The sequence below is a fragment of the Natronoarchaeum sp. GCM10025321 genome (assembly GCF_042663585.1).
Taxonomy (GTDB): domain Archaea; phylum Halobacteriota; class Halobacteria; order Halobacteriales; family Natronoarchaeaceae; genus Natranaeroarchaeum.
In genome coordinates, this window is sequence record NZ_JBHTAN010000006.1 from 2,145,867 (window position 1) to 2,160,752 (window position 14,886).

Below are 14,886 nucleotides of genomic sequence, written 5' to 3' on the forward strand. Positions count from 1 at the left end.
TAGTATATTGGTTTGAAAACAGTAGCCATACGCTTCGAAATATGTAGTAGTCGAGACTCTCCCCCGGGAGCCTATTACAGGCGGTCTACCGCGGGCTTACTGTACGCTCCCGATCACGTCCGCGTCGGACGGCCCGTCGATATCGAACTCCGCCACGAGTTCGTCGAGTTGCTCCGGGTCCTGGCTGGCGTAGAGCGGCTTTTCGGTGGTCTGAGATGGCTCGTCGACGCCGAGACGCTCGGCTATCGAGTCGGCGGCCGCCTCCGCCATCATGCGATGGGTCGTTAGCTTCCCGCCGACGACGCTGGTGAAGCCCTCGACGCCGTCGCGTTCCTCGTGATCGAGCACGAAGAACCCGCGCGAGATACCGCGTGCCCCCCCGGTTTCAGCCTCCTCTGGTGCGTACAGTGGCCGGACGCCCCAGTAGGTGCGGGTCTCGGGTGCCTCGGCCGCGGGTGGGAACATCTCGGCACACTCCTCGATGGTCCGCTCGATTTCCCAGTCCGCTTTCTCGTACTCGTCCGGATCCTCGACCTCGACACTGGTCGTCCCGAGCACTACCTGCTCTGCGTGCGGGATGACGATGTCGCCGTCGTCCGGGTCACGAGCGCGGTTGAGTACGATATCGAGTCCGTCGTACTCCTGCGCGATCATGACCCCCCGGGTGGGCTTCATCTCGATATCGACACCCGCCATATCGCCGAGTTGCCCGGCCCACGCGCCGGTCGCGTTGACGATGTGGTCGGCGTGAATCTTCCCGATGCCGTGGTCGACTGCCGCACCGATCACTCGGCCGTCGTCACGGAGCAGTTCGGTCACCGGTGCGTCCGGGTAGATCGCTGCACCGTGCTCGCGTGCATCGGCGGCGGTCGCCGCGACGAGTCGGGACGGGTAGATCACACCGTCAGGAACGACCATCACCTCCTCGACGTCTTCGGCGAGATCAGGCACCGCCTCGCGGGCCTCCTCCGGCGAGATCCGTTCAGCGGGAATGTCGTGTTCGAGACACGCCTGGTACTTCTCCTCGAAGTACTCCGGGTCGTCGTCTGCCAGTCTGACGAAGTATCCCCCCGTGTCGCGGATACATTCCCCCGCGATGTCCCGCAGAATATCGTTTTCGACGATACACTCACGTGCTCCCGCAGCATCCGACTCCGCGTAGCGCGCGCCGCTGTGCAAGAGTCCGTGTGAGCGCCCGGTCGTCCCGATGCCGAGGCCGCCCCGATCGATAAGCGTCACGTCGAGTCCGCGCATCGCCAGGTCGCGCGCGATTCCGGTTCCGGTTCCCCCACCGCCGACGACGAGTACCTCCGTACTGTGCATCATGCGCTCTAGGGACGGCATGGACTTGATAGGCACGGTCACCTGGGTGAGCGGCCGCTATCGTGCAGATGACCGAAAACCGATCGTGTGGTCGAGACTACTCTCGGCAGGAACTACGCATGCGTCGACAGCACCGTCGCTATCTCAGGTGAGTCCAAAAGAAAATACAATCCGCATTCCCGTCCGAAGACGGGAAGTCGAACCGAATTAGAGTCGGGTGACGTTGGTCGCCCGGGGGCCCTTGGGGGCCTGTTCGATATCGAATTCGATGTCTGTGCCTTCTTCGAGGTCCGGACCGCCAACGTCTTCCATGTGGAAGAAAACGTCATCGTCCGCGTCGTCCGTCGAAATGAAACCGTAGCCGCCTGTGTCGTTGAAGAAATCAACGTTTCCTTTCGCCATTGCAACCGTACCGACGCCAGTATTACGTATAAGGGTTGTGTTACTCGTTCAGATTACTGGCGGATTTTAAAATATGATCCGAACTGCCGACGAGAATCGTGAACATCTGTTAATTCCGCCGGCCGTTCGTGAAAACACGTGAACGGCAGAGTGGGATCGAGGAGTCAATAAAGGTGACGACGACGCCGTCCGGGACCGCCCTACTCCAGAAGACGGGCGACTGCGTCCGTGAACTCGGGCGGTACGAGTTCACGAAGCGCCTCGGTATCGGTCTCGCCGTCGGCGTTGACAAAATACGCGCTCCCTCGGTCCTCGCCGTAGACACCCTGAAAGTCGTAGACGAACCCGTAGACGGTTTCGGTACTGGGGACGTCGTCGCTGTCGAGCAGGAACTCGACTTGCTGGTCGACGTTGTACTCGACCAGTTGATCGACGATGCTCACGTCGCGGTCGGCGTCGACACGCTCGTCGTCGAGGCCGGCTTCCACGACAGGGACGAGCAGATCGACCCACTTCTCGATCCCGGGCGGAACCTCACTACCGCCGTTCTGGACGGCGTCGAGCGCGGCCGTCACTGCGCCACAGCCGCTATGGCCGACAACGAGAGTCACGTCCGTCTCGGTGTTGACCATCGGGTAGAGGACACTGCCGTCGACGACCCGTTCACCGTCGTGAACGTCCCAGACCTGGTTGCCGATCGTACTCGGCGTGAACAGCCAGCCCGGCTCGTCGATATCCCACATCCCGTCCTGAGGAACCCGGGAGTCGGAACAGCAGATCGAGACTGCGGCGGGTGTCTGGGCGTCCTGGACGGCCGCGAAGTGGTCCGGCGACAGCGAATCGACGTGACGGGCGTTCCGTTCGAGCAGTTCGTGAAGCGTCGTTTCGGGCATACGTTTACATCTCAATGAGGCGGGTTTTATTTTCCGATTCGTACAACGCGTACCGGCGCATGTAGCGAGAACTAAACCCGCCCGCGGTCAATCGTCAGGCATGCCAACTGAGGACGTCTACGAGTGCGACGAGTGCGGCGAGTCCGTGCCGGTCGAGGACGCCATCCGGTCGAAGACCTACGGCGATCTGGACCCGGACAAGTGGCAGACGTTGAACTGCCCGCAGTGTAAGGCGCGCCTCGCGACGGTGTTCGTCGGCGACGAGTGACGACGACCGCTGACCCCGTTCGCTAGCCGAACAGCCGGTCGCGGATGGAGCGCTCCGACGGTCGTTCGGCCAGCAGTACGGAACAGTCGACCTCGTTGACGACGTCCAGATGCAGCGAGTCAGTTACGAGCCGTGAGAGGAGTCCACGCTCGGTCGCCCCGAGCAGCAGGAGAGTGTCCTCGGTCGCCTCGCGTTTGATCGCGCCCTCGACGTCCCCGCTGTCGTCGACGATCGTTTCGGCGTCTTCCAGACTGTGGTCGATCGCCCACTCGCCGATGAAGCGTTCGCCATCGTCGCGCTCGTCCGGCCCGTCGACGACGTGCAACACCGATACCGAGGCACCGGTGGCGGACTGAAACAGTTGTGCGACTTCGGCGCTCAGATCGGAGTCCGGACCGCCTCTGGTCGGCAGGAGGATCCGCGAAGCGTCCAGTCCACGGTCCTTGACGACGAGGAAGTCGCAGGGGAGCTGGTTGGTCAGTTCCGAAATCGGTCGCTCGGCACGGGCATCGCTCCAGAGTCGGTCTTCCTCCCAGCCCAGCATCACGAGATCCGGTTCGACGCGCCGGGCGGTGTCGAACACCTCCTCGAACGACCGGTTCGTGATGATCCGGGACGTGTTGACCTCGACGTCGTAGTCGACGGTACGGCTTTTGATATCGGCCATCAACCGATCCGACTCGGCGATGATGCTCTGGCGTTGGCCGGGACGGAAGTCCGAGGAGCGACCCCGTGGCGTCTGCACGATGTGGACCACCTGCACGCTTGCTCCGTCTCTGGCGCTTGCGAGCGTACACGCGAAGTCGACGATCGGACCCTCAGTCCGGGGGTTCGCGATCGGAACCAGAATATCGAAATCCGACTCTTCGGAGCCGATGTCCCGCTCGGCGCTATCGAGGATCGGGACGTACGACCTGCCCACGAGACGGCCGAACAGCCACTCACGAACAGTCAGCCGTCGCTCGATCCCGTCGAATCGGGCCGATTCGAGACGGTTCTCGCTGGTCTGGAAATAGTTGACGATGGTGACCAGCGCCACGCCGCCGATCGTGTTGCCGATCAGGACGGGAAGAATGAACGTCGTAATACCGGGGAGAAGCGCCAGCTCACCGTGGAACATCAGGTAGAGCGCCTCGGTGAAGGTGACGACAACGTGAAAGAGCCCGCCAAGGGGGATCGCCAGGAAGGCGAGATACGTTATGACCACACGAGAGATGGTATCACGCGACGCGAACCCAACCCAGACGACGCCAGCGACGATCAGGCCGGCGAACACCGCCTTGAAAAAGAGCGACCACCAGCCGACCTCGAAGGCACCGTGCCGAGAGATCTCTAGCGCTTCGGTCGCCGCAGCCGGGTCAAACACGCCACCCCAGGTGAGCGCCATCGCGCCCGCCGCACCGCCCGCGAAGTTCCCCGCAAGTACTATTGTCCAGTGCCGAAGTAGCGCCGGGAGCGACGCGAGACGTTCGAGCGTGAGCGCGACCGGCGGCAGGGTGTTTTCGGTGTATAGCTGGTAGCCGCCGATGATGATGTAGAGAAAGCCGAGGGGATAGAGCAGCGATCCGACGACTTTGCTGTCGGTCGTCGCCGAGACCGAGGCATAGAGGAGAAACGTGATACTGATGGCGAACCCTGCGGCGATGCCGCTGAAGAAGAGTTCGCGCCCGCTTGCGGTGACCTCCTCGTCCGCCGCAGCGACGATCCGCTGGAACACCTCGTCGGCCGAGAAACGGTCATGGACGGCCTCGCCGACGGCCGGTGCGCCCATCTGTGACCGTTCGACGGTCTCGCCCGTAGTGGCTTCTCGGTCGTCGGTGTCCGGGTCCTGCATTGGTCGGTCAAATTCCTCGGAAGGACTTGAAAGCTACCATCTACGCCTGATGACGGTTAGACGTCCGGATGCCGCCGAACGGCGCGGCCTCGCACCAGGGTTCTGCAGGGATCGATCCGACGTGACTGAGATGGTCACTGAGCGACGCTTCTCTAAACTGACGGGGCGGTCACCCACTGCGTGCAGCCTTGTGAAATTCGGTGCCAAGACATACGTTCACAGGAAACGTACTATTCCGTATGCCGACGGTTCAGTTCCGTGATCGTGAGATCGACTGTGAGACGGGCGAGATCCTCCGTGACGTCCTGCTTCGGGCAGGCGAGAGTCCACACAACGGATTGGCAGATAGCGTAAACTGTCGAGGAAACTCGACGTGTGGCACCTGTGCCGTCGAGGTCGATGGAGCGGTCGGAGAGAAGAGTTCTCAGGAGCAACGCCGCCTCTCGTTTCCGCCACATGACCCCGAAGATGGCTTGCGATTGGCCTGTCAGACGACGGTCGAGGGTGACGTCGACGTGACCAAGCATCCGGGGTTCTGGGGGCAGAAAGTCGACGAGAACGGGTAGACGAGGGGGAGGGCCGGTTCGGCCGCCACTGATCACGCGACCCGGCGCGACAGAAGAGTTACACTGACGCTTGTCGAAGTATCCGTATGGTTCGAAAGTTGCGTGCGGGTCTGGCGCTGGCGGCCGGCGTCGCTGGTGCTGTGGGGGCCTGGAACCTCTATCAGCGATACAGCACGGAGAGCGTTGCCTACACCGTCGTCGCTCAGGTGGGCGACGCCGAACTACGCCGGTATCCGTCGGTCGTTCTCGCCGAGACCGTGGCGACGTCCGAGCGGGAAGCGTTCGGTCGGTTGTTCCGATATATCGGCGGTGATAACGTGGCCGCCGACGAACTCCCGATGACCGCGCCCGTAGAAGTTGACGGGGACGGGACATCGATTCCGATGACTGCACCGGTCGAGCGGGGAACCGGCGTCGAGACAGGTCACGTCGGCGGTGACGAAGGCGACGATTCGGACGTCAGGATGGCGTTTCATCTCCCGGAGGAGTACGACATCGACTCGGCGCCCCAGCCAACCCACGACGAGGTGACGCTGACGAGAGTGCCCGAACGGACTCTTGCCGTCCGCCAGTTCTCCTGGCGGCCCACCGACGAGCGAGTCGCTCGCGAAAGCGACCGGCTACTGGAGACGCTCGAAGCGGCGGACGTTCCCATCACCGGAGAGCCGTTCTACATGGGCTACGACGCGCCGTGGACGCTGCCGTTCCTCCGGCGAAACGAGGTCGCAGTCGAAGTCGAGGCACCTGACCAGGGCTGAGAGCGTTCGGGACCGACTCGGAGACGGCGGGTCGAATACGGAAGACTCGACGGTCGCTACTCCCGGATGAGGTCGAGGACCTGTTCGTAGTACTCACCGAATCCGGGGTCGGATCGGGAGCGCGGACGCGGGAGGTCGACAGTCACCGTCTCACGGACCGCTCCCGGTTCGGAACTCATTACGACGATCCGATCGGCGAGTCTCACCGCCTCCTCGACGTCGTGAGTGACGAACAGCACCGTTTTTTTGGTTTCTTGCCAGATCTCCAGGAGTTCGTCCTGTAGCATCCTGCGCGTCTGCGCGTCGACGGCACCGAACGGTTCGTCCATCAGCAGTAGACCGGGATCGATCGCCAGCGCCCGGGCGATGCCGACTCGCTGTTTCATGCCGCCAGAGAGTTGGTTGGGGTAGGAATCGGCGAACTCTTCGAGGCCGATCAGTTCCAGCAGTCGGTCGACGCGCTCTGTCCGTTCGTCGGCCGGGGTGCCCTGCTTTTCGAGACCGAACGCGATATTCCCGCGGACAGTCCGCCAGGGAAACAGGTGGTACTCCTGAAAGACGACCCCCATGTTCGTCCCCGGTTCCTTGACCGGGGCATCGCCGAGGAACACCATCCCCTTGGTGGGCTCTTCCAACCCTGCGATAATCCGGAACAACGTCGTCTTGCCGCTGCCGGAGGGGCCGACCAGGCAGACGAACTCACCCTTGGTGACGTCGAACGTGACATTCCGGAGTGCCTGCACGGGACTACCCTCGCTCCGATACTGCTTGCTCACGCCATCGACGCGTACTCCGGTCTCGGCGACCCGTTCGCCGTCTTCTATCGCCATACGAGCACCTCCTGTTGGGCCGTTCTGAAGGCGGTATCGATTACCAGGTACGTGAGGCTCAACACCAGAATATACGCGATAACAACGTCGACCCGCAGATTGTTCGATGCGCGCAGAATCTCCCGACCGATACCCGGAACGCCGAAGATTTCGGCAGCCACCACGAGCATCCAGGAGCGGCCGATAGCTGTGCGCATCCCGGTCAGTATTTCCGGGAGTGCGGCGGGTACGACGACCGAGCGGACCAGTTCGATATCCCCGTTGACGCCGAGACTCCGCGCGACATCGAGTAGGTCCTCCGATACCCCCTCGACGCCACCGTACGCCGCATAAAAGTTGATCCAGAACGCACCCATGGCGATAATAAACGCCGCTCCCCAGTGGTTGATTCCGAACCACGCGATTGCGAAGCCGATAAGCGCCAGCGGTGGCACCGGCCGCAGCAACCGAACGACCGGGGCCGACAGATCGTCCAGCGAGCGACTCCAGCCGAACATGACGCCGAAACCGACGCCGAGTAGCGTCCCGATGAAGACACCGGGGAGCCAGTGGAGCATGCTCTGGAAGAGCGCGGTGGTCATCTCACCACTGGCTGCCAGTTCGGAGAACGTTTCGCCGACCGTCAGCGGCGATGGCAGGACGTACTCCGGTTGGGAGAGCGAGGTAATCCACCACACCCCGATGAACGTCAGGATGCCGGTGATGCCGAGCGCGGTATGCTGCAGATCAAAGCTCGATAGCGGGGCAAACGCCTCCTCGTCACGGTCGAGTTCTTCGCTGAGTGTGTCAGTTGCCATTGTTCAATGTACCCCTTCGGTTCACAGACTGTCGTAGACGCTGTAATCGAAGATCTGGTCCATGGAGAGTTCCTCGTCGATCTGCCCGTTTTCGTGAGCGAACTGCGAGAATATCTTCGTTCCCTCCTCGATTTCCCGGGGGTCCGTAATGAAGTTCGATAGCGGCGAGTCGAGCGCCTTGCGGGCCCGATCCACCGGCATTCCGATCCCCGATTCGACGTGTTCGGCCGTCCGATCCGGGTTCGCCTCGATGAACTCCGTCGCACGAACGTGCTGGCGGAGGAACTGCTCTGCGATCTCCGTATCCCGAACTTCGTCGGCCATCGTCACTACTGCGGCGGGTTGGCCCGGCATGACCTCTGTTGCGGTCCGGAGCATCTCCACGGGCGAACCCTCCTCCTGAGCGATTGTCGGTACTGGCTCCATGATCGAGGTGCCGTCGATTTCACCGTTGGCGATGGCCTGCCAGACCGCGTTAGCACCGCCGATTTCGAGGATATCGACGTCCGTCTCGGGGTCGATACCGACGATATCTCGGAGCCAGTAACGTAACAGGACGTCCGGTGTCGATCCCTGTGGGAACGTCCCGAACGTGAATTTGTCCCCCGTCTCTTCGGCCCACATGTCGAAGGCGTCGGCACCGTGCTCCTCGAACAGGGCGTTGAAATCGCGGTGGCCCATGATACCCATCGGCTCTTTGATGTTCGCGGCGGTCACTTTCGCGGGGATGCCACGGTCACTAACGATCATCGACGGAACCATCCCGAACATCGCGATGTCGATCTCTCCGCCGCCGAACGCCTGAACGATCGCCGGTCCGTTGGTAAACTCTCGGGCGTCGATGTCGCTGTCAACCTCCTCGAAGTAGCCTTCACCCTCCATCACGAAGTACTGAAGATCCGGATAGATCGGCATATACGCGACACTGAGTTCGTCGAGATCTCCGCCAAGACAACCGGCCAACCCGGCGGTAGCGGCCAGGCCGCTAGTAGCCATGAACTGCCTCCGTGAGAACGCCTCGTCTGTCATCAGAGTGGATAGGCGGTATTCACTTACGACAAGCACGGTCTCGGTAAATACCACGAGTAGCGTCGACGGGCCGACGATCGAAAATTCGGCAGGCTACCCCCAGTCTGTCTGCGATTTCGCTACAATGACGGTTCATATGGAGCGTCGTAGCTACCGGTGTATTCTACCGGCTTTCGGACATTATGTCAAACAGTAGTGACAACCGCCTGAAACTCCTTTGAACAGTAGTAACGACCCTGTCCCGGAAATATAGTGCTTATAGTTGACGTACCGAATCATTAAGTGTTCTCTCGCTCCACGTATAGAACATAGAAGACCATGACAGATTTGGGCGGATTCCACGATCATGTGGCACGTGTCGATCTCAGCGACCGTGAAGTGAACTACGAAAGCATCGACGACGAGGATGCGAAGAAGTATATCGGCGCCCGTGGGCTCGGGGTCAAGTACGTCTTCGACCAGGGTCCGGACGTGGACCCACTCGGCCCCGACAACCTGATCGCATTCATGAACGGCCCCCTCACCGGGACACAGGTGACGATGAGCGGACGGATCGCCGTCTGTACGAAATCCCCGATCGAAGGCCAGGTAACCGACTCACACCACGGTGGCTGGTCGGGTGCGAGGCTCAAGTGGTCCGGCTTCGATGGCCTCCTGTTCGAGGGGAAAGCCGAGGAGCCAGTGTACGCCTACGTCGAAGACGGCGAAGTAGAGCTACGGGACGCCTCGCATCTCTGGGGCAGCGGCGTCCACGAGACCGTCGAGACCGTCGAGGATGAGATCGATGGCGAGTACGGCAAGAACCTCTCGATCATGGCGATCGGCCCCGGCGGGGAGAACGAGGTTCGGTACGCCTGTATCGTCAACGAGGACGACCGGGCGTCGGGCCGCGGCGGTACCGGCGCGGTAATGGGGTCGAAAAACCTCAAAGCGGTCGTCGTGAAATCGGCGACGAAGATGCCCAAACCCGCGGACACGGAGACGTTCCGTGAGGGACACAAACAGGCGATGCAGTTGATCCAGGAATCCGACGTGACCGGTCCCAACGAGGGCGGACTGTCGGTGTACGGGACCAACGTCCTGATGAACCTCACCGAGGAGATGGACGGCCTCCCGACGAAAAACGCCGCATACACCTCGACCCGGTCGATGCGTGATTCGGAGGGCGACGACCTCGATGCCGAGGAGATCTCCGGCGAGCACGTCCGCGAAAACATCCTCGTCGACGAACCGACCTGTCACTCCTGTCCGGTCGCCTGCAAGAAGGAAGTCGAAGTCCAGACCCAGCACAAGGGCGAGGAGATGAACGTCCGGATGGAGTCGTTCGAGTACGAGTCCGCGTGGGCCCTGGGGCCGAACTCCGGGCACACGGACGCCGAAGCGGCCACGCTGATGATCGACCGGTGTAACGACCTCGGCATCGATACGATCGACGCCGGCAACACCATGGCGATGGCCATGGAGATGACCGAGCAGGGCAAGTTCGACGGACTGGGCGATGTCGACGGGCAAAGCCCGTCTGCTCGGGAGACGGAGTCTCCCGCTGGTCTAGATTGGGGCGACACCGAGGAGATGATCGAGATGCTCGACCGCATCGCACACCGCGAGGACGAACTCGGCGACCATCTCGCGGGCGGCCCCGCACATCTCGAACCCGAGTTCGACGCCGAAGAGAACTCCCTGGCAGTCAAAGGCCAGACGATGGCCGCCTACGACCCACGCTGTATGAAGGGGATGGCCATCGGCTACGCCACCTCGAACCGCGGGGCCTGTCACCTGCGCGGCTACACCCCGGCAGCGGAGATTCTCGGCATCCCCGAGCAGGTCGATCCGCACGACCCCGAGGGGAAAGGCGAGCTGTGTGTGCTCTTTCAGGATCTGCACGCCATCTCGGACTCCTTCGACATCTGCAAGTTCAACGCCTTCGCGGAAGGTATTGAGGAGTACGTGCTCCAGTACAACGGTATGACCGGCCGCGACGTGACCGAAGACGAACTGATGGAGGCCGGCGAACGCATCTACAACCTCGAACGGTACTACAACAACCTGGCCGGCTTCGACGGCGCGGACGACGACCTGCCCGGCCGGTTCGTCGAGGGCCACGAGGACGCTATCCCCGCACAGGGCGGGAGCGAGGGGCAACTCGCCGAACTCGACCAGCTAAAAGACGAGTATTACGAGGTCCGCGAGTGGGTCGACGGCGTCGTGCCCGACGAGAAACTCGACGACCTCGACATCGATATCGGCCCCGGCACCGGCGTCTCGTCGAGTGGCGACTCGCCCGCCACGGCGGACGACTGAGACCCCCGGCCAATCTTCCCGAAGTCCATTTATCAATGAGCGAAACAGAGGAGTTCGAGTTTCGAGTAGAGTCACGGTTGACCAGCCACGGCGTGTACGTCGATACCGTCACGGAAACGGAGGACGGCTACGCGGTCCAGTACGAGTCGATTTCGGCTGACTCGGAAGGGATCGTCCCCCACCGCGAGGTCGGGCGGGTGATCAACGTCTTCCGTGACCTGCACGACGACGACTGGACGGGCACGGACATCGAGGCCGTCGTCACCGACTTTGAGGGCGTCGAAATGGGTTGCTGGCACGTCGACGCGGAGTGGATCGACGAGTTGCACAACGGGGACCTGACCGAAGTGGAGTTCTCGGAGCGGGTCGTCGGCACGATTACACACAGCGACGAGTAGACGGGTCCGTCACGCCGGCGCGATAGCGACCGGCTCTCTGATCTCCACGCTGGTCTCGAACTCGTCGCGCCTGTCGAGGCGTCGACCGTCCTGCAGGAACTGTGTCTCGTGAGCACGTCTGAGAGCGTCAGCCTCGCGCTCAGTGAGGTCCAGGTCCTCGCCCACGCCCGACCAGTGGCCCTCCGGCGCGAGGAAGTAGGTCGTTCCGTCCGTTCCCTCGATCCGTTCGAACTCCCTCGCGTACGCCTCGTACTGGCCCACGAGATGCTGTTGCGCTCGTTCGAGAAGGGTCGACAGTCGCGAGAGAGTGACGCTCGCGCGTGCGCCTGCGAGCAACACTACCTGCCCATCGATCGGATGCGTGTGGTCGGCGCCAGACATGGCCGGGATAGCTCAGCCCCCCGCCCGGACCGCTTTCTGTGAGAACTGCTCGATCAGCGGATCGAGCGTCTCCGCGCTCTCGCCCTCGAAGGAGACGGTGACCTCGGTGAGTTCCATCGAACGACCGACGCTGACCGTCGACTCTGCCACCGAGGCACGCCAGTCGTCGCCCTCGACGGTAGTTTCGTCGATCCGGTCGCCGCCAAGCCCCTCGAGATAGCCGATGACGGCTCTGGCTGAGACGCCCCGATAGCTCCGTTCGCGCTCGATCATCACACGTTCATAGTGGCGGCCGTTAGCTAAAGGTGTTGGCGCCAGCGGTCGACGTCCGAGGCGGAACGGTCCGCCTACGAGCCACCGCCGTGCCGGATCCCGTCGTCGACGATCCGGGCGTTTCGCTCCCGGTCGATCCGGTCGGCCAGATCGCTGTGGTCGTAGATCTGCTGGATGATCGAGGCGTGGAGATCACGCCAGCCCATCGCGTAGATGGGCGACTGGCCCCACGCGCGCAGTTCGACGACGTACTCGTCGTACTCCTCCCATCGACTCTCGAAATGCTGGATCATGTCGACGACGGCACCGACCGCCTCGCCCGCATCGTCGGTGAGCGCGGCGTTGAGTTCGCTTTCCCAGCCTTCGATCGCTCTCCCCATGTCCTGTTTCGTATCTTTACCGTCTTCGGGCAGAGCGTCGACGATTCCCTCCGGAATATACAGCTCTAGTTCTTCCATACGGCTACTGTGGTGGCGTCGGAAATAAAAGATACCGGCGCTCCGGACAGTCGAACATGTTCGGGCCGGACGCTTTCGGATTTGAGAGCCTAGAACCACGTATGGGAGAGACACGACAGCGAGCAGGTGAGCGGCCGGCCGGCACGACGGCCCCGGAGACGACCGTCGAGGTCCGATGTACTGGCCACGTCCGGACGGCAATCGGGACCGGGCGACTCCAGTACACGTTCGAGGGGGAGACGCTCCGGGAGTTTCTGGACGCCTTCTTCGAGGAGTACGACGTGCGCGAGATGCTGATCGCGGAGACGGAAGCCGAGGCGACGACGCAAGGGTGGGCGCCGGAGATGGACGAGCTACCGGGCAAGAACTACGCGAAGAACCCAGAGGGCGAGCAGACCAGACGCTACGCTCGCGTCGTTATCAACGGGACGTTCAACGAACTCCTCGATGGGCTCGATACCGAACTTGACGACGGTGATCGGGTCGCGCTCATCTACCCGTTCATCTACTGCTGTTGAGGGCCGCAGGCTGACAGCCCCCGGCCGGCTATCCGCCCGCCACCGGCGGAAACGCACTGATCGTGTCGCCGTCGTCGAGTCGGGTCTCCATCCCCTCCATATGGGTAATATCTTTCCCGTTTTTCATCACTGTGATGTACTCCCGCGGCGAGCCATCCGTATCGAATACCTCTAGCTCCGGGTGTTCCTCGTCGAGTTCGCGGAGGACGTCGCCGACGGTGGCCTCCTCGGGAGCCGTCGTAGTGACAGTCTTCTGTCCGAGAGCCTCACGGAAGCCGGCGAACGATCTGATCTCGATCTCCATACAGGGTACTGGCACTGGAGCAGTATAAATCGAATCGCGCAATGATCGTGGAGAACGGGGCGAACGACGATACCGTCACGTCACCCGACCGACGACAGGGATCGCCCGCCGGGGCGGATTGACTTCCTCGACCTGCGTCAGGACGATGGCGACGCCGACGCCTGCGAGTAACGCCGCGAACGCAAAGGGGACCGCAAAGCCCCACGCGACGAGGATTCCGGAGAGCAACGGCCCGGCAGCGACGCCGAAGCCGAAGGCCATCGTTAGTACGGACAGCGTCGACCCGGATTCGTCGGCAGGCGCGATGTCCCCTGCGAGGGCAAGGGCTGGTGCAAAGACCATCGCACCGGCCGCACCCTGCAGGAATCGCGCGCTGAACATCAGCCACGAGTCCGATACGATACCGATGCTCACGCCGGGAACGAACCCCTGTACCAGCGTCGTCGGCACCAGCAGGATCGTGCCAGTGAGAATGAACGCTTTGCGTCCGTAGAAGTCGGTCGCGCGCCCGATCGGGGCCTGCAGGAAGATCTGTGCGAGCACGAACGCGGCGAACTGGAGGCCGAACATCTCCGGCCCCTGATTCAGTTGGGAGTTGACGATCTCCCCGAGCGTGGCGAAGACGGCGATTCCGACCGCCATGAAAAAGGAGACCACGCCAAGCGCGAACACCGGATCGAGCAACTGGGTCCCCGTCTGATCGAAGACGTCGATCCCGCTCAGCGCCGATTCGTCGGAATCGGACGGCTCGATGTCCGGATCCCGGATGAGCGCCAGCACGAGAAAGAAGGCAAGCGTCGCAGTCGAGGCGGCGAGATAGAACGCGGCGTCGAAGCCGGTAAGCGTCAGCGTCGTCGCGCCGATGGGGATCGAGTACGGACCGGCGGCGACGACGCCGCCCGCCGCGATGGGGCCGACGCCGAACCCGACCAGGCGGAAGGTGTTGTACGTCCCCATGTTGCCGCCCCGGTTGCCCTCGCTCGCGAGGTCATTGACCAGGGCGACTGTCGTCGGAATAATGAACGCGCCGGCGATGCCCTGGAGCACACGCAGGAAGATCAGATGCCAGTACGCCGACGCCAGCGAGTACGCGAAGCTAGCGACGGCGATCAGCGTCAGTCCGAACAGGACGAAGATCTTTCGCCTGCCGGTGCGGTCCGAAAGCTTCCCAGTGAACGGCTGGAGCGGGCTATTGATGAGGCCGAAAATAGAGAGCACGAGGCCGGTGATAAACACCTCTGTCAGGCCAAACGTCGCACCGCTGACGAAATCGCTAGCGATGAACAGCGGCAGGACGACGATGAGAAACGAGTTGCCAACGGACTCGGACATGCGCGCGAGCGCCAGCGCCAGCACCTGCGGATTGACGCCGAAGAGGTCTCTCATTGGTAGCTCCGACAGGCCGGAATGCTCGGTAGACTCGGTATAGTCACTCGAATGAAACCGACGTGCGGAGTCAACAAGGATGTTTGGATAGCGGGTCTCTGTGCGTCGTGGCCTGTATGGAGAAACGACCGGGACTCGTGACCCCCCGGGTCTCGAACCGATCAGGG

At 62.3% G+C, this 14,886-nt stretch carries 18 protein-coding genes; 6 read left to right on the forward strand and 12 right to left on the reverse strand.

The window, feature by feature from the left end; translation table 11 throughout:
• Positions 1 to 96: 96 nt before the first annotated feature.
• From ACFQL3_RS13790 to ACFQL3_RS13800, 3 genes are all read right to left on the reverse strand, one after another.
• Positions 97 to 1,326, reverse strand: a complete 1,230-nt coding sequence (locus ACFQL3_RS13790; protein WP_377055252.1) for an FAD-dependent oxidoreductase — start codon at positions 1,324 to 1,326, stop codon at positions 97 to 99.
• Between the two features lie 204 nt (positions 1,327 to 1,530).
• Positions 1,531 to 1,725, reverse strand: a complete 195-nt coding sequence (locus tag ACFQL3_RS13795; RefSeq protein WP_006087767.1) for a cold-shock protein — start codon at positions 1,723 to 1,725, stop codon at positions 1,531 to 1,533.
• Positions 1,726 to 1,925: 200 nt separating this feature from the next.
• Entirely contained in the window at positions 1,926 to 2,618 is a 693-nt protein-coding gene (locus ACFQL3_RS13800; RefSeq protein ID WP_377055255.1) for a carbonic anhydrase, read from the reverse strand.
• 100 nt (positions 2,619 to 2,718) lie between these two features.
• Between ACFQL3_RS13800 and ACFQL3_RS13805 the strand changes: the two genes are divergently transcribed.
• Complete coding sequence (locus tag ACFQL3_RS13805; protein WP_377055258.1) at positions 2,719 to 2,886, forward strand: hypothetical protein; 168 nt, start codon at positions 2,719 to 2,721, stop codon at positions 2,884 to 2,886.
• 22 nt (positions 2,887 to 2,908) lie between these two features.
• Here ACFQL3_RS13805 and ACFQL3_RS13810 read toward each other — a convergent pair whose 3' ends face one another.
• Positions 2,909 to 4,720 (reverse strand): formate/nitrite transporter family protein, encoded by a 1,812-nt coding sequence (locus ACFQL3_RS13810; RefSeq protein ID WP_377055260.1) that lies wholly within the window; start codon positions 4,718 to 4,720, stop codon positions 2,909 to 2,911.
• 239 nt (positions 4,721 to 4,959) lie between these two features.
• Between ACFQL3_RS13810 and ACFQL3_RS13815 the strand changes: the two genes are divergently transcribed.
• Positions 4,960 to 5,286 (forward strand): 2Fe-2S iron-sulfur cluster-binding protein, encoded by a 327-nt coding sequence (locus ACFQL3_RS13815; RefSeq protein WP_377055262.1) that lies wholly within the window; start codon positions 4,960 to 4,962, stop codon positions 5,284 to 5,286.
• 86 nt (positions 5,287 to 5,372) lie between these two features.
• The gene (locus ACFQL3_RS13820; protein ID WP_377055264.1) at positions 5,373 to 6,044 is read left to right on the forward strand and encodes an SOUL family heme-binding protein; all 672 of its coding nucleotides are present in this window, start codon (positions 5,373 to 5,375) and stop codon (positions 6,042 to 6,044) included.
• 56 nt (positions 6,045 to 6,100) lie between these two features.
• Here ACFQL3_RS13820 and ACFQL3_RS13825 read toward each other — a convergent pair whose 3' ends face one another.
• From ACFQL3_RS13825 to ACFQL3_RS13835, 3 genes are read right to left on the reverse strand one after another with little or no spacing between them, the layout of a single operon-like run.
• Entirely contained in the window at positions 6,101 to 6,874 is a 774-nt protein-coding gene (locus tag ACFQL3_RS13825) for an ABC transporter ATP-binding protein (protein WP_377055267.1), read from the reverse strand.
• Complete coding sequence (locus ACFQL3_RS13830) at positions 6,865 to 7,671, reverse strand: ABC transporter permease (protein ID WP_377055269.1); 807 nt, start codon at positions 7,669 to 7,671, stop codon at positions 6,865 to 6,867. Before ACFQL3_RS13830 ends, ACFQL3_RS13825 begins: the two co-directional genes overlap by 10 nt.
• A 21-nt stretch (positions 7,672 to 7,692) precedes the next feature.
• Entirely contained in the window at positions 7,693 to 8,667 is a 975-nt protein-coding gene (locus ACFQL3_RS13835) for an ABC transporter substrate-binding protein (protein WP_377055271.1), read from the reverse strand.
• A 351-nt stretch (positions 8,668 to 9,018) separates the two neighbouring features.
• On the opposite strand from ACFQL3_RS13835, the gene ACFQL3_RS13840 reads away from it, so the two are divergent.
• On the forward strand, positions 9,019 to 11,001 hold the full coding sequence (locus ACFQL3_RS13840; protein WP_377055273.1) for an aldehyde ferredoxin oxidoreductase family protein: 1,983 nt from the start codon (positions 9,019 to 9,021) through the stop codon (positions 10,999 to 11,001).
• A 35-nt stretch (positions 11,002 to 11,036) separates the two neighbouring features.
• Positions 11,037 to 11,399, forward strand: a complete 363-nt coding sequence (locus ACFQL3_RS13845) for a hypothetical protein (RefSeq protein WP_377055275.1) — start codon at positions 11,037 to 11,039, stop codon at positions 11,397 to 11,399.
• 9 nt (positions 11,400 to 11,408) lie between these two features.
• Here the strand turns inward: ACFQL3_RS13845 and ACFQL3_RS13850 are convergent, their stop codons facing one another.
• From ACFQL3_RS13850 to ACFQL3_RS13860, 3 genes are all read right to left on the reverse strand, one after another.
• The gene (locus ACFQL3_RS13850) at positions 11,409 to 11,780 is read right to left on the reverse strand and encodes a hypothetical protein (RefSeq protein ID WP_377055277.1); all 372 of its coding nucleotides are present in this window, start codon (positions 11,778 to 11,780) and stop codon (positions 11,409 to 11,411) included.
• A 12-nt stretch (positions 11,781 to 11,792) separates the two neighbouring features.
• Positions 11,793 to 12,050 carry a hypothetical protein gene (locus ACFQL3_RS13855; RefSeq protein ID WP_377057110.1) on the reverse strand — a complete coding sequence of 86 codons (258 nt, stop codon included), beginning with the start codon at positions 12,048 to 12,050 and terminating at the stop codon, positions 11,793 to 11,795.
• Between the two features lie 77 nt (positions 12,051 to 12,127).
• Positions 12,128 to 12,511, reverse strand: coding sequence for a hypothetical protein (locus tag ACFQL3_RS13860; protein ID WP_377055279.1), 384 nt, complete (start codon positions 12,509 to 12,511; stop codon positions 12,128 to 12,130).
• A gap of 101 nt (positions 12,512 to 12,612) precedes the next feature.
• On the opposite strand from ACFQL3_RS13860, the gene ACFQL3_RS13865 reads away from it, so the two are divergent.
• Positions 12,613 to 13,029: a MoaD/ThiS family protein gene (locus ACFQL3_RS13865; protein ID WP_377055281.1), complete on the forward strand. Its 417-nt coding sequence runs from the start codon at positions 12,613 to 12,615 to the stop codon at positions 13,027 to 13,029.
• A gap of 28 nt (positions 13,030 to 13,057) precedes the next feature.
• Here ACFQL3_RS13865 and ACFQL3_RS13870 read toward each other — a convergent pair whose 3' ends face one another.
• Both ACFQL3_RS13870 and ACFQL3_RS13875 read right to left on the reverse strand, forming a co-directional pair.
• Positions 13,058 to 13,333 (reverse strand): ubiquitin-like small modifier protein 1, encoded by a 276-nt coding sequence (locus ACFQL3_RS13870; protein WP_377055283.1) that lies wholly within the window; start codon positions 13,331 to 13,333, stop codon positions 13,058 to 13,060.
• A 75-nt stretch (positions 13,334 to 13,408) separates the two neighbouring features.
• Positions 13,409 to 14,719 carry an MFS transporter gene (locus tag ACFQL3_RS13875; RefSeq protein ID WP_377055285.1) on the reverse strand — a complete coding sequence of 437 codons (1,311 nt, stop codon included), beginning with the start codon at positions 14,717 to 14,719 and terminating at the stop codon, positions 13,409 to 13,411.
• Positions 14,720 to 14,886: the final 167 nt, after the last annotated feature.

Excerpts from the sequence above, each read along its gene's own strand:
- ACFQL3_RS13790 (WP_377055252.1), bottom strand. The coding sequence starts at position 1,326 with ATGATGCACAGTACGGAGGTACTCGTCGTCGGCGGTGGGGGAACCGGA.
- ACFQL3_RS13795 (WP_006087767.1), bottom strand. The coding sequence starts at position 1,725 with ATGGCGAAAGGAAACGTTGATTTCTTCAACGACACAGGCGGCTACGGT.
- ACFQL3_RS13800 (WP_377055255.1), bottom strand. The coding sequence starts at position 2,618 with ATGCCCGAAACGACGCTTCACGAACTGCTCGAACGGAACGCCCGTCAC.
- ACFQL3_RS13805 (WP_377055258.1), top strand. The coding sequence starts at position 2,719 with ATGCCAACTGAGGACGTCTACGAGTGCGACGAGTGCGGCGAGTCCGTG.
- ACFQL3_RS13810 (WP_377055260.1), bottom strand. The coding sequence starts at position 4,720 with ATGCAGGACCCGGACACCGACGACCGAGAAGCCACTACGGGCGAGACC.
- ACFQL3_RS13815 (WP_377055262.1), top strand. The coding sequence starts at position 4,960 with ATGCCGACGGTTCAGTTCCGTGATCGTGAGATCGACTGTGAGACGGGC.
- ACFQL3_RS13820 (WP_377055264.1), top strand. The coding sequence starts at position 5,373 with ATGGTTCGAAAGTTGCGTGCGGGTCTGGCGCTGGCGGCCGGCGTCGCT.
- ACFQL3_RS13825 (WP_377055267.1), bottom strand. The coding sequence starts at position 6,874 with ATGGCGATAGAAGACGGCGAACGGGTCGCCGAGACCGGAGTACGCGTC.
- ACFQL3_RS13830 (WP_377055269.1), bottom strand. The coding sequence starts at position 7,671 with ATGGCAACTGACACACTCAGCGAAGAACTCGACCGTGACGAGGAGGCG.
- ACFQL3_RS13835 (WP_377055271.1), bottom strand. The coding sequence starts at position 8,667 with ATGGCTACTAGCGGCCTGGCCGCTACCGCCGGGTTGGCCGGTTGTCTT.
- ACFQL3_RS13840 (WP_377055273.1), top strand. The coding sequence starts at position 9,019 with ATGACAGATTTGGGCGGATTCCACGATCATGTGGCACGTGTCGATCTC.
- ACFQL3_RS13845 (WP_377055275.1), top strand. The coding sequence starts at position 11,037 with ATGAGCGAAACAGAGGAGTTCGAGTTTCGAGTAGAGTCACGGTTGACC.
- ACFQL3_RS13850 (WP_377055277.1), bottom strand. The coding sequence starts at position 11,780 with ATGTCTGGCGCCGACCACACGCATCCGATCGATGGGCAGGTAGTGTTG.
- ACFQL3_RS13860 (WP_377055279.1), bottom strand. The coding sequence starts at position 12,511 with ATGGAAGAACTAGAGCTGTATATTCCGGAGGGAATCGTCGACGCTCTG.
- ACFQL3_RS13865 (WP_377055281.1), top strand. The coding sequence starts at position 12,613 with ATGGGAGAGACACGACAGCGAGCAGGTGAGCGGCCGGCCGGCACGACG.
- ACFQL3_RS13870 (WP_377055283.1), bottom strand. The coding sequence starts at position 13,333 with ATGGAGATCGAGATCAGATCGTTCGCCGGCTTCCGTGAGGCTCTCGGA.
- ACFQL3_RS13875 (WP_377055285.1), bottom strand. The coding sequence starts at position 14,719 with ATGAGAGACCTCTTCGGCGTCAATCCGCAGGTGCTGGCGCTGGCGCTC.